Origin of the sequence: Mycobacteroides sp. CBMA 271, assembly GCF_009729205.1 — a bacterium.
Classification (GTDB): domain Bacteria; phylum Actinomycetota; class Actinomycetes; order Mycobacteriales; family Mycobacteriaceae; genus Mycobacterium.
The window spans coordinates 36,363-49,000 of sequence record NZ_VTHB01000007.1 but is presented as its reverse complement, the minus strand read 5'-3'; the positions used below and the strand labels follow the sequence as shown (position 1 = coordinate 49,000).

Genomic DNA, 12,638 nt, shown 5'->3' with positions numbered 1-12,638 from the left:
CATCGCCATCGGCGGTATCGCCGGAAAGTGACGTCACCCCACTGAATTGAACTGCAGAGAAGCAAGGAATCGATATGGCGACCGCTAAGCACGGACCCGTTGAGGAGCACCTCGAGAGCGCTGACTATCTGCGCAAGCGTCAACTCAGATCGGGGAGCGCGGGCTGGCTGCTGCTTGCCGGCCTCGGGGTGAGTTATGTGGTGTCCGGCGACTATTCGGGCTGGAACTTCGGTCTCGGTCAGGGCGGTTTCGGCGGGCTGGCGATTGCCACCGTGGTAATCGCCGGCATGTACCTGGCCTTGGTGCTGGGTATGGCGGAGCTGTCTTCGGCACTGCCGACCGCGGGCGGCGGGTACACCTTCGCGCGCCGCGCGCTTGGCCCTTGGGGTGGATTCGCGACGGGCACGGCAATTCTCATCGAGTACTCGATCGCCCCTGCGGCCATCGCCACCTTCATCGGCGCGTACGTTCAGTCGCTGGGGCTCTTCGGTATCACCAACGGGTGGTGGGTCTATCTGGTCGCCTATGCCCTGTTCATCGGGATCCATCTGTCCGGTGTGGGTGAGGCGCTGAAGGTGATGTTCGCCATCACCGCGATTGCCTTGGTGGGCCTGCTGATCTTCGCGGTCGCCGCCGCCGGGCATTTCGACATTCACAACCTGACCAATATCGCGGTAGACGAAGGTGCCGCCGGGGCCTCTAGCATCCTGCCGCACGGATACCTGGGCATCTGGGCCGCAATCCCATTCGCCATCTGGTTCTTCCTCGCTGTCGAGGGCGTTCCGTTGGCGGCCGAGGAGACGGCGAACCCGGAACGCAATGTGCCGCGCGGGATCATCGCGGCGATCGGCGTGTTGCTGGTGACCTGTGCGTTGGCACTGATTCTGACCACCGGGGCCGGTGGTGCGGAACAGATGTCGGATTCGGGTAATCCGCTTGTCGAGGCGCTCGGTCACGGCACCGCGGCGAAGTTGGTCAACTACATCGGATTGGCCGGGCTCATCGCGAGCTTCTTCTCGATCATCTACGCGTACTCACGGCAGCTGTTCGCGCTCTCGCGCGCGGGCTATCTGCCGACGATTCTGTCGGTGACCAACTCCCGGAAGGCGCCGACGCTGGCCTTGATCGTCCCCGGCCTCATCGGGTTCGCGCTGTCACTGACCGGACACGGTGACCTGTTGTTGAACATGGCGGTATTCGGTGCTGCGGTGAGTTACGTGCTGATGATGGTCAGCCACATCGCGCTACGTGTGCGCGAACCGAACATGCCGAGGCCCTACCGCACCCCGGGCGGCATCGTGACCACGGGCTTCGCTCTGGTCGTGGCGGTGCTGGCCGTTGTCGCGACATTCCTGGTCAACCCGGTGGCCGCGGGTCTGTGCTTAGCCGTGTTCGCGGCATTCATGGTGTACTTCGCGCTCTACAGCCGGCATCGCCTGGTCGCGAACTCGCCCGACGAGGAGTTCGCGATGCTCGCGGAGGCGGAAAGCGAGCTCACGTGAAGTACCGGCAACAGGTAGCGGGGGAGAACTACGCGTTCGACGGACTGGTCGAGGTGATGGCCAAGGCGACGCCGTTGCGCTCGGGTGATCAACTTGCCGGTTGCGCGGCGGGATCCGATGCCGAACGAGCCGCTGCGGCTTGGGTTCTCGCGGACCTACCGCTCGATACCTTCCTCAACGAGACGGTGGTGCCCTACGAAACCGATGAGGTCACCAGACTAATCATCGACAGCCATGACCGCCTGGCCTACGGCGCCATCTCCCATCTGACCGTCGGCGGATTTCGGGACTGGTTGCTGGAGAACGCATCCCGGGATGACTGTGCCCAGCGGATCGCTGCCGTCTCCGCGGGAATCACCCCGGAGATGGCGGCGGCGGTCAGCAAGATCATGCGCAATCAAGACCTAGTCGCGGTCGGCGCCGCCATGGAGGTGAGCGCCGCCTTCCGCACCACTGTCGGAGGACGGGGCACGTTGGCTACCCGGCTGCAGCCGAATCACCCCACCGATGACCCGCGTGGTGTCGCGGCGGCCGTGCTCGACGGGCTGCTGCTGGGATGCGGCGACGCGGTGATCGGCATCAATCCGGCGACCGATTCACCGCACGCCACCTCGGATCTACTGCATCTGCTGGACTCCATCAGATCGCGCTACGACATCCCGACCCAGTCGTGCGTGCTGTCGCACATCACGACGACGATCGAGTTGATCGAACGGGGAGCGCCGGTGGATCTGACGTTTCAATCGATCGCCGGCACCGAGGGCGCCAATTCTGCTTTCGGAGTGAATATCGCGCTGCTGCGTGAGGGCCGCGATGCCACCCGGGCCCTGCGCCGGGGGACCGTCGGCGACAACGTGATGTATCTGGAAACCGGTCAGGGGTCGGCGTTGAGTTCCCGAGCGCATGTGGGCACCGGCGGTAAGCCGGTCGATCAGCAGACTCTGGAGGCGCGCGCCTACGCGGTGGCCCGCGACCTGGAGCCGTTTCTGGTGAACACCGTCGTCGGATTCATCGGACCGGAGTACCTCTACGACGGTAAGCAGATCATTCGCGCCGGACTGGAGGATCACTTCTGCGGCAAGCTGCTTGGCCTGCCGATGGGCGTTGACGTCTGCTACACCAACCACGCCGAGGCCGACCAGAACGATATGGACACACTGCTGATCCTGCTCGCGGCCGCCGGCGTCGCGTTCGTGATCACCGTTCCCGGCGCCGACGATGTCATGCTCGGGTATCAGAGCCTGTCGTTTCACGATGTTCTGCAGGCGCGCCGCACGCTGGGCCTGCGCCCAGCGCCCGAGTTCGAGCAGTGGCTGCAGGCCATCGGAATGATCGATGATGGCGGTCGTCTCACACCATTCGATGTGGCGAGCTCACCGTTGCGCGCATTGACCACCTCGGGTGCCCCGTGACGACAGGTGATGTTGCCCGCCAAAAGTTTTGGAGTGAACTGCGCCTGAACACCCAGGCCCGCATCGGTTTGGACCGGGCGGGCAATGCGCTGCATACCAGGGACGTGCTGGACTTGGCTGCGGCTCATGCGGCCGCCCGTGATGCCGTGCACGTGCCCTTGGACGCGGACCGTCTCGCCGTCGAGGTCGCCGGTATCGGGCTGGGAAGACCCGCGGTGGTCACTAGTCAGGCGGGTTCTCGTGAAGAGTATTTACGCAGGCCGGATCTCGGGAGGTTGCCCTCCGACTTGTCCGCGGTGCCGCGCGATGGATCGGATATCGGATTCGTGCTCGCGGACGGCCTGTCTCCCACAGCCCTTATGCGCCATGGTGTCTCACTGGTCCGTGAGCTTGTCCGGCAGTTCGCCGACTCCTACACCCTGGCGGCGCCGGTGATCGCCACGCAGGCCCGGGTGGCGCTGGGCGACCATATCGCAGCGCAAGGGCGGTACCGCACACTGATCGTCATCATCGGTGAGCGGCCCGGGCTCAGTGTCGTCGACAGTCTCGGCATCTATCTCACGCATCTGCCCCGACCGGGTTGTACCGACGCCGACCGCAATTGCATCTCCAACATCCACCCGCCCGACGGGCTGAGTTACCGGGAGGCCGCACACATCGCGGTGGGACTGGTTAGTGGCGCACGGCGCCTGGGCCGCTCCGGTGTGTCCCTCAAGGACACCTCGCGTGCCGGCGCGATAGACGGTTCCGGCCCGAGCGAGCTGGGCTGACTTCCGCGCTAGCCCGTATCGCCCATGACAAGGCCTTCACGGCGCGGATCAGCGCCGCCGATCCATCCCTGCCCCCGCCGTACCAGCGCGGACAGACCGCTGGACTGATCGGCCAGGTCGACGGTGTGGCCGCGTTTACGCAACCCTTGAACCAGTGGATCATTGGCTCCGTTGTCGCGGGCATCGACGTCGGGATGCTCACCACCGACGTTGGTCTTGGGGGAGTTGTTGGCCCCGAAGTCCACCGTCGACACCGCCTGCTGCGGGTCCAGCCCCCAATCCAGGATGCCAACAAGGGTTTTCACCACAAACTGGATGATTACCGCGCCACCCGGTGACCCGACCGCGAGCAGCAGTGCGCCGCGCTTACCGGACTCCGCGCGTTCGAAGACCAGGGTGGGGGCCATGGAGCTACGTGGCCGTTTGCCCGGTTGCAGCCGATTGGCAACCGGAAGTCCGTCCTTACCCACCGGCTCGGCGGAGAAGTCGGTGAGCTGGTTGTTGAGGATGAAGCCGTCCACCATGTGGAAGGAGCCGAACGCGGATTCGACGGTGGTGGTGAGCGATGCCGCGTTGCCGCGTGCGTCCACGACAGTGACCTGGCTGGTGCCGTGCTCGGGGGTGGAGACCGCATCCGATCTGGGGATGTTGAATTCGCCGGGCTTGGCGGTGCCCATCGTCTTCTCACCGGAGATCAACTTGGCCCGTCCGGCGAGGTACGTCGGATTGAGCAGTGCTTCCGGTGAATTGCCAGGTAGTGCAACAAAATCGGTGTCGGCGACGTACTTGTCGCGGTCCGCGTAGGCCAGCCGTTCGGCCTCGGCTATGTAGTGCACACCGTTTACCGTCGGCCTGCCGCCGTCGAGGTCGATATCGGCGGGCCGGTAGGAGGTCATCGGAAAGTTCTGCAGGATGCCCAGGGTGGCGGCGACGGCGATCCCGCCCGACGATGGTGCTGGCATCCCACAGATCTCGTGGTCGCGATAGGTGGTGCACAACGGGTCGCGCTTCGTGGCGGTATACGCGGACAGGTCGGCGGCCGTCATCAGGCTCGGGGTGCGTCCAGCCGACGTGTCTCCCGCAGCAGCGACGATGTCCTCGGCGATCGCCCCCTTGTAGAAGCCGTCGGGTCCGTCGCTGGCAATGGCGCCCAGGGTCTTCGCGTACGCGGGGTTGGTGAGCTTGGTCCCGGCTGGTTTGGCGGATCCATCAGAATTGAGGAAGTACGTGCCAGCTTCCTGGTCAGCGGAAAGGCTGGCGGCTGAATCCGCAATCGCGGCGGCAAGCCGCGGACTGATTTCGAAGCCTTCATCGGCCAACTGGACTGCCGGAGTGAACAAGTCACGCCATCGCGCGGTGCCGTGCTCGGCATGCGCGTCGTGGAGCATGCGAAGGATTCCGGGCACGCCGATCGAACGGCCCGATGACCGCGCGTCGGGCAGGGGGTGTGTTCTGTTGGCATCGTCGATCCAGCGCAAGTAATTCTCGGTGGCCGCGGCGGGGGCAATCTCGCGACCGTCGTAGGCCTCGACCGTGCCTGTGCCGGCGTCGTAATACACGAGGAAGCCGCCGCCGCCGATCCCGGAGGATTGCGGTTCGACCAGTCCGAGGACGGCCTGCGCGGCGACGAGGGCATCCGCGGCCGAGCCGCCGTTGCGCAGCACCCGGCAGGCGGCCTGAGTGGCCAGCGGGTTGGCGGTTGCGACGCCATAACTTGCGGTGCGCACGGCCGCCATTCCTGTGCGATAGCCGGTGGCCACCTCGGGATTAGTGGAGATATTGCGCTCAGTGGTGGTGCCGGCGACAGCGCTTTTCGTCACCGGAGTGCCGTTGGAGACGATGCTGCACGGTTCTGACCCGGCGCCGTGGCGTGCCGCGTGATCGGTTGAGCAGCCTGCGGCGGCAAGAAGAACGATCGAGGCTAGGGCTAGCGGCAAGGCCAATGGTCTCGTCGGAGTCCTCACAGTTCCATGACGTTAGCGCCTACCGCGTTGTGTCCACCGGATGGTAGGAGAATCCGATCTCCACGGGCGTGTTGGCGAGTTCCGGACTGCGGCCGGAGAGCTCCACCTCGCCACTGGGGTCGATCTGGACGGTCAAGGGAATCGTGGTGCCGTTGGCGTTGGTCACGGTGGGCGATGCGAACATTCCGACCAGCAGCGACGGCTGATTGGGTCCGGCGCCATCGGATTCGATGAGCAGGGTGGTGTCGTGGCGCACCCAATGCGTGCCCGCGGGCAGTCCGAGGTGCAAGTCGTACACGAACGATTCGGACGGGTTCTTCTTTACGATCGTGAAGTATTCGCCGCCGTCCACCAGTGGCGTGACGGTGACGTCGGTGTCCGCTGATCCGTAGGTGGCCTCGCCGTCAGGCCCCCACGCCGCGGGCATCAGAGCAGTGTCATTGGGTAGCTGGATCGTGAGCAGCTCCCCGGGTTTCCCGGTCCGGACGCGAACGCCCTCGTGCGGGAAGACCGGAAGTATCGCTGTGCGAGTGGCGGTTTCAGAGTCTGGTGACGGCGTTGGGGCGTCGGGGTCGGCAGCGGCGATTGCGGGGGACACCACGATCGTGCTCATCGAAACCAGGGCGGCTGCTAAGGAGTTAACGCTGAATCTCATCAATTCGTCCTATCTGTCAGCACGCGAGCGTGACGTGAGCGACCTTGGTGGAGACGGGAACCGAGGTTGGCCTGTTGCGCATATCGCGCGCACTGGCCACGTTGGAGACTGGCGACTGCTGATTAACCGACTGCACGGTGCAGTTGTCCGGATGTCCAGACCCGACCCTCGTCACGGTCACGCGGTAACCGCTGGCCCGCAAGCTGTTGATCACGGCGTCGGCATCATTCGACGGCCTGGCCAAGGCGTGTATCGCGGTGGTGAGGGAGAGACATGCCGCCGCGGCGAGCAGTGCCGGAACCAACCATGCAGGTAATCTACGCACCGTTATCGCTCCTTCGCCTCGTCGTTGAGGTACCCCCTGAGGGTAGCGGATCATGGTCTTAGGGGCGATCCCAGCTATGCCACGTCGTCCAGTCCGACAACGGTACGGACGCCTCGGCACCCCGATCATTCGGAAGCTTTTTGCCGCCAATTCCAATCACATTGTCGCCGGCAATGATTCGCACGTGATCCACATGTTGTGCCGTGCTCGATGATTCGGGCGTGGCGCGGTTGATGCGGATGGAGTTCCCGTCGGGATTGTGCGGGTCCACCCAACGGACGCCCACGCCGCTGTCGACAACGCTCGGTGCGCCCCAGTCCTGCGGAACTTTCTGTCGCGCTTGTGCGAGGGTGCCGACGAGGAAGACCTTGCTGATCTGCAGCCGCGTTCGTTCCGTTTCCAGTCGCTCGCGCTCCTGTTTCAGTTGTGCGAGTTGATCGACGATCCCCTGCCCTTGGCCTCGCGCCCGATCGTTTTCGGTGGCGATCTGTTGCCCTTCGGCGCGGAGCTGATCGCGCTCGTCGTTGAGGGCTTGGGCTTCGGCCAGCCATTCGGCACACGGTGAATCGGACGTGCTTCGGCATGCCGGCTGATTCGCGTTGTGTTCCCTTACGCGACGGCTGTGGTCGGCAACCCGTTTGTTGTGTTCGACCATCTGGTTCTCCAGGTCCGCCAGCTGGGAGTTTATCTGGCGAAGCTCCCTGGCCAGCTGGCCCTGCTGGTCGTCGTTCGAAACGATCTGGGAGACCAGCGCATCGAGGTCACCGTCCAGATCCGCGTGCGCGGATCCGGCCGATACGAACAGCGCGAAAAGTGGAAATGTCAGCGCCAGGATCGTCCGAAGCCATCGTGTAGCCACCCCATACCTCCCCGGTTGTTTCAAGGCGGACAGCGTATCGAGTTTTACAGTCAGACCACCCGACTAGCCTGGATGCGTGCCCGACCCCTCGACTTATCGACCGGCTCCCGGCTCGATACCCGTCGAGCCCGGTGTCTATCGATTCCGCGATCCGCACGGACGGGTCATCTACGTCGGCAAAGCCAAGAGCCTTCGTAGCCGGCTCACCTCATACTTCGCTGATGTCGCGAGCCTGCACCCGCGCACGCGCCAGATGGTCACCACCGCGGGCAGTGTCGAGTGGACTGTGGTGGGCACCGAGGTCGAAGCCCTGCAACTGGAATACAACTGGATCAAGGAGTTCGATCCGCGTTTCAATGTCCGCTACCGCGACGACAAGTCGTATCCGGTGCTGGCCGTCACTCTCAACGAGGAGTACCCGCGCCTGTTCGTGTACCGCGGCCCCCGCCGCAAGGGAGTGCGCTACTTCGGACCGTATTCCCATGCATGGGCCATCCGGGAAACCCTGGATCTGCTCACCCGGGTATTCCCGGCGCGCACCTGTTCCAACGGGGTGTTTAAGCGGCACAAGCAAATTGACCGGCCATGTCTGCTGGGTTACATCGAGAAGTGTTCGGCGCCTTGTATTGGGCGGGTGAGCGCCGAAGAGCACCGCGAGATCGTGCTTGATTTCTGCGACTTCCTGGCGGGCAAGACCGACAAGCTGGCGCGCGACATGGAACGTGAAATGAACCACGCTGCCAAGAAACTCGATTTCGAGCGGGCCGCACGACTGCGGGACAACATCTCGGCACTGCAGCGTGCGCTGGAACGCCAGACCGTGGTGTTCGGCGATGGCACCGACGCTGACGTGGTGGCCTTCGCCGATGAAGAGCTGGAAGCGGCCGTGCAGGTGTTCCATGTGCGTGGCGGTCGGGTGCGCGGTCAACGTGGCTGGATCGTTGAAAAGACAGGTGACCCAGGCGATTCAGATCTTGAGGGGCTGGTGGAGCAGTTCCTCACTCAGTTCTACGGCGACCAGGCCGACCTTGTCCATGTTGCCGATACCGAGATGGACACGGATCTTGCTCCTGTCCCGCGTGAGGTTCTGGTGCCGGCGCTGCCGCGTGACGCGGAGGGAATGAGCTCGTGGCTGACCGGTCTGCGGGGTTCACGGGTTAGCTTGCGCGTCCCGCAGCGCGGCGACAAGAAGGCGCTCGCGGAAACGGTTGAGCGCAACGCCAAGGAAGCCCTGACTCAGCACAAGCTGAAACGGGCCGGCGATCTCACCACGAGATCTGCTGCGCTACAGGAACTTCAGGATGCACTCGGTCTGGAGCAGGCACCGCTGCGCATCGAGTGCATTGATATCAGCCATGTGCAGGGCACGGATGTGGTGGCCTCGCTGGTCGTCTTCGAGGACGGCCTGTCCCGCCGGTCCGACTACCGCCACTACAGCATTAAAGAAGCAGCGGGCGGTGGTCGCTCCGATGACGTCGCCTCCATCGCGGAGGTCACCCGACGCCGATTCGCCCGGCATGTGCAGGATCAGCAGGGCCTGAAGGACGCCGCTACTGAATCAGATATCGCCGGCGTTGCGGCTCCTGCGTTTAATGTCGCCGGCGTGGCGGCTCCGGAAGGGCGCTCGCGTAAGTTCGCCTATCCGCCAAACCTTTTCGTGGTCGATGGTGGCGCCCCGCAGGCTAACGCCGCCGCCGCGGAGCTGAGCGAGCTGGGGGTCACCGATGTCGCCGTGATTGGCCTGGCGAAGCGGCTCGAAGAGGTGTGGGTGCCGGGCGAGCCTGATCCGGTGATCCTGCCCCGAACCAGTGAGGCGCTGTACCTGCTACAGCGGGTCCGCGACGAGGCACACAGGTTCGCGATCACCTTCCACCGCAGCAAGCGGTCCCGGCGGATGACGGCCTCGGTGCTCGACGGCATACCGGGGTTGGGGGAGACCCGGCGGGCGGCCCTCGTTTCTCATTTCGGTTCGGTGGCACAGCTCAAGAAGGCCAGCGTCGAGGAGATCACGGCGGTGCCGGGGATTGGCTCGGCCACCGCGCTTGCGGTCCGTGAGGCACTCGTCGGCCCCGGCAAGTCGGACGCGGTTTCTGGTGCTACTTCTCATGCAACCGACGCACCACAGCCCGTCATGGTCGAAAATGGAGTCGATGACACTCCATCCGCCTAGTGAGACCGCGAACGCCGAAATCGACGTCGTCCTGGTCACGGGCCTATCGGGCGCGGGACGCGGCACCACAGCCAAGGTGCTCGAGGACCTCGGTTGGTACGTCGCGGACAACCTGCCGCCCGAACTGATCACCCGCATGGTTGATCTGGGTCTGGCGGCCGGTTCACGGATCACCCAATTGGCGGTGGTGATGGATGTGCGGTCCCGAGGCTTCACCGGTGACCTGGAGTCGGTGCGTGCCGACTTGGCTACCCGGGGGATCAGTCCGCGCGTGCTGTTCCTGGAGGCATCAGACGAAAGTCTGGTGCGCCGCTATGAGCAGAACCGGCGCAGCCACCCCCTGCAGGGTGGGCAGACACTCGCCGAGGGCATCGCCGCTGAACGCGCCCTGCTCTCACCCATCCGGGCCTCGGCCGATCTGGTTATCGACACCTCGTCGCTACCGGTGCCCGCGTTGCGCGCCGCCATCGAGCGTGCCTTCAGTACCGAGACGGTGGCGCTGCTCAGCGTCACCGTCGAATCCTTCGGATTCAAGTATGGGCTGCCGATGGACGCCGACATGGTCGTCGACGTCCGATTCTTGCCCAACCCGCATTGGGTGGACGAGCTGCGACCGCATACCGGGCAGCATCCGGCGGTCAGTCAGTACGTATTGGGCCAACCCGGCGCGGACGAGTTCTTGGGCACCTACCATCGGCTGCTGAACCTCGTGATCGACGGCTACCGACGAGAGGGAAAGCGCTACATGACAATTGCGGTGGGTTGCACGGGCGGTAAGCACCGCAGCGTCGCCGTCTCAGAGGCGCTGACGAGGCTCCTCATTTCCGATGAAGATCTGGCGGTGCGCGTACTGCACCGGGATCTGGGGCGCGAGTGAATTCCGGCATCGATCAGGTCTTCACGCGACGGGAACCCAGCATCGTTGCCCTCGGTGGCGGGCATGGGCTGTACGCGACGCTCTCGGCGGCGCGACGGCTCACCCACGACATCACCGCCGTGGTGACAGTCTCCGACGACGGCGGGTCATCCGGACGGATCCGCTCGGAGCTCGGCATCGTGCCACCCGGCGATCTGCGCATGGCATTGGCCGCACTCACCTCCGACAGTCCGCGTGGACGCATGTGGGCGACCGCCATTCAGCACCGGCTCGGTGGCAGTGGCGGGTTGGCGGGGCACCCGATTGGCAACTTGATCTTGGCCGGGCTTACCGACATGCTCGCCGATCCGGTCACCGCACTCGACGAGATGGGACGCATGCTCGGCATCACCGGGCGCGTGCTGCCCATGTGCCCGATCCCGTTGCAGATCGAGGCCGATGTCTCCGGTCTGGAGTCCGACCCGCGCATGAGCCGGGTGATCCGCGGCCAGGTGGCATTGGCGACCACGCCCGGCAAGGTTCGGCGAGTGCGGCTGCACCCGGGTGATCCGCCCGCCACCCGGCAGGCCGTGGAGGCCATCATGGCTGCTGACCTGGTAGTTCTCGGACCTGGATCGTGGTTCACCAGCGTCATCCCGCACGTGTTGGTGCCCGACCTTTTTGCGGCGTTGCAGCAGACCCGGGCCCGCAAGGCCCTCATCCTGAATCTTGTCTCGGAGCCGGGGGAGACAGCGGGCTTTTCCGCCGAGCGTCATTTGCACGTACTCTCGCAGCACGCTCCCGAATTCGCCGTGCACGACATCGTCGTCGAATCCGCGACGGCGGATGACACCGAGCGTGACCACTTGACCAGGGCGGCCGCCTTGTTCAATGCGCAAGTTCAGTTCGCTGACGTTGCGCGTCCTGGTACACATTTACATGACCCTGCGAAATTGGCGGCGGTCTTGGATCGAGTACTAGTAGGTGGCGCGGCCTTGGAGACAGGAACGCCCGCGAGCACAGACGCCGAATCCACGGTGCGCCTGGCAACGGGGGGCGGGCACACACAGCAGGAAACCCAGAGAGGGGACGCCACGTGGCGATGACCGCCGAGGTCAAGGACGAACTGAGCCGCCTGGTGGTGACTCAGGTCAGCAGCCGTCGCGCTGAAGTCGCGGCTCTGCTGCGGTTCGCCGGCGGACTACACATCGTCAGCGGCCGGGTTGTCGTCGAGGCGGAGGTCGACCAGGGCAGCATCGCGCGGCGCCTGCGCAAGGACATCTTCGATCTGTACGGCTATAGCGCCGTGGTGCACGTGCTGTCGGCGGGCGGTATCCGCAAGACAACCCGGTATGTGGTGCGCGTGGCGAAAGACGGTGAGGCGCTCGCCCGACAGACCGGCCTGCTCGACTTGCGGGGTCGGCCGGTGCGTGGGCTGCCCGCACAGGTGGTCGGTGGAAACATCGCCGATGCCGAGGCCGCGTGGCGGGGTGCCTTCCTGGCGCACGGTTCGTTGACCGAGCCCGGACGTTCCTCGGCCCTCGAAGTCAGCTGCCCGGGTCCGGAAGCCGCGCTGGCACTGGTGGGTGCGGCCCGACGTCTCGGTGTGAGCGCCAAGGCGCGGGAGGTGCGCGGGAGCGACCGGGTCGTGGTGCGCGACGGCGAGGCCATCGGTGCGCTGCTCACCCGGATGGGCGCCCAGGACACCAGGCTGACCTGGGAAGAGCGCCGGATGCGCCGTGAGGTGAGGGCGACCGCCAACCGGCTCGCCAACTTCGACGACGCGAACCTGCGTAGGTCTGCCCGCGCCGCGGTCGCGGCCGCCGCCAGGGTGGAGCGGGCGTTGGAAATCCTCGGCGACACGGTGCCCGACCATCTCTCGGCGGCCGGAAGGCTGCGCGTGGAACACCGTCAAGCATCCCTAGAGGAGCTGGGCCGTCTCGCCGATCCGGTCATGACCAAAGACGCTGTCGCGGGCCGGATCCGGCGACTGTTGTCGATGGCCGACCGCAAGGCCAAGACCGAGGGCATCCCCGACACCGAATCCGCCGTCACTCCGGAACTACTCGAAGAGGCTTGAGTGCCCTGAGCGGCTAAAACCGTTGGCGAATTGTCGGAGTGCTTT

At 65.0% G+C, this 12,638-nt stretch carries 11 protein-coding genes; 7 read left to right on the top strand and 4 right to left on the bottom strand.

What is annotated here, in order from left to right; all coding sequences use genetic code 11:
* Nucleotides 1-74: 74 nt before the first annotated feature.
* From eat to eutC, 3 genes are read left to right on the top strand one after another with little or no spacing between them, the layout of a single operon-like run.
* Entirely contained in the window at nucleotides 75-1,502 is a 1,428-nt protein-coding gene (gene eat / locus FZI91_RS18295) for an ethanolamine permease (RefSeq protein ID WP_155940538.1), read from the top strand.
* Nucleotides 1,499-2,914: an ethanolamine ammonia-lyase subunit EutB gene (locus FZI91_RS18290; protein ID WP_162526279.1), complete on the top strand. Its 1,416-nt coding sequence runs from the start codon at nucleotides 1,499-1,501 to the stop codon at nucleotides 2,912-2,914. The genes eat and FZI91_RS18290 overlap by 4 nt, the downstream gene beginning before the upstream one ends.
* Nucleotides 2,911-3,684, top strand: a complete 774-nt coding sequence (gene eutC / locus FZI91_RS18285; protein WP_162526278.1) for an ethanolamine ammonia-lyase subunit EutC — start codon at nucleotides 2,911-2,913, stop codon at nucleotides 3,682-3,684. The genes FZI91_RS18290 and eutC overlap by 4 nt, the downstream gene beginning before the upstream one ends.
* A gap of 8 nt (nucleotides 3,685-3,692) precedes the next feature.
* Here eutC and FZI91_RS18280 read toward each other — a convergent pair whose 3' ends face one another.
* From FZI91_RS18280 to FZI91_RS18265, 4 genes are read right to left on the bottom strand one after another with little or no spacing between them, the layout of a single operon-like run.
* On the bottom strand, nucleotides 3,693-5,627 hold the full coding sequence (locus tag FZI91_RS18280; RefSeq protein WP_155940798.1) for a gamma-glutamyltransferase family protein: 1,935 nt from the start codon (nucleotides 5,625-5,627) through the stop codon (nucleotides 3,693-3,695).
* A 40-nt stretch (nucleotides 5,628-5,667) separates the two neighbouring features.
* Nucleotides 5,668-6,303, bottom strand: coding sequence for a hypothetical protein (locus tag FZI91_RS18275; protein ID WP_155940537.1), 636 nt, complete (start codon nucleotides 6,301-6,303; stop codon nucleotides 5,668-5,670).
* A 16-nt stretch (nucleotides 6,304-6,319) separates the two neighbouring features.
* A complete protein-coding gene (locus FZI91_RS18270; protein WP_162526277.1) occupies nucleotides 6,320-6,628 on the bottom strand; it encodes a hypothetical protein in 309 nt (102 codons plus the stop codon).
* Between the two features lie 58 nt (nucleotides 6,629-6,686).
* Nucleotides 6,687-7,487, bottom strand: a complete 801-nt coding sequence (locus FZI91_RS18265) for a hypothetical protein (RefSeq protein WP_155940535.1) — start codon at nucleotides 7,485-7,487, stop codon at nucleotides 6,687-6,689.
* Between the two features lie 76 nt (nucleotides 7,488-7,563).
* Here FZI91_RS18265 and uvrC point away from each other — a divergent pair, with 76 nt between their 5' ends.
* Genes uvrC through whiA form a run of 4 tightly spaced genes read left to right on the top strand, consistent with a single transcriptional unit; the run spans nucleotide 7,564 to nucleotide 12,593 of the window.
* Nucleotides 7,564-9,657: an excinuclease ABC subunit UvrC gene (gene uvrC, locus FZI91_RS18260; RefSeq protein WP_162526276.1), complete on the top strand. Its 2,094-nt coding sequence runs from the start codon at nucleotides 7,564-7,566 to the stop codon at nucleotides 9,655-9,657.
* The gene (gene rapZ / locus FZI91_RS18255; protein WP_155940534.1) at nucleotides 9,629-10,534 is read left to right on the top strand and encodes an RNase adapter RapZ; all 906 of its coding nucleotides are present in this window, start codon (nucleotides 9,629-9,631) and stop codon (nucleotides 10,532-10,534) included. Before uvrC ends, rapZ begins: the two co-directional genes overlap by 29 nt.
* Nucleotides 10,531-11,619, top strand: coding sequence for a uridine diphosphate-N-acetylglucosamine-binding protein YvcK (gene yvcK, locus FZI91_RS18250; protein ID WP_162526275.1), 1,089 nt, complete (start codon nucleotides 10,531-10,533; stop codon nucleotides 11,617-11,619). Before rapZ ends, yvcK begins: the two co-directional genes overlap by 4 nt.
* Nucleotides 11,616-12,593, top strand: coding sequence for a DNA-binding protein WhiA (gene whiA / locus FZI91_RS18245; RefSeq protein ID WP_155940797.1), 978 nt, complete (start codon nucleotides 11,616-11,618; stop codon nucleotides 12,591-12,593). The genes yvcK and whiA overlap by 4 nt, the downstream gene beginning before the upstream one ends.
* The last annotated feature ends 45 nt before the right edge of the window (nucleotides 12,594-12,638 follow it).

Coding starts and splice junctions, on each gene's coding strand:
- rapZ (WP_155940534.1), top strand. CDS start 9,629: ATGGAGTCGATGACACTCCATCCGCCTAGTGAGACCGCGAACGCCGAA.
- FZI91_RS18275 (WP_155940537.1), bottom strand. CDS start 6,303: ATGAGATTCAGCGTTAACTCCTTAGCAGCCGCCCTGGTTTCGATGAGC.
- whiA (WP_155940797.1), top strand. CDS start 11,616: ATGACCGCCGAGGTCAAGGACGAACTGAGCCGCCTGGTGGTGACTCAG.
- eat (WP_155940538.1), top strand. CDS start 75: ATGGCGACCGCTAAGCACGGACCCGTTGAGGAGCACCTCGAGAGCGCT.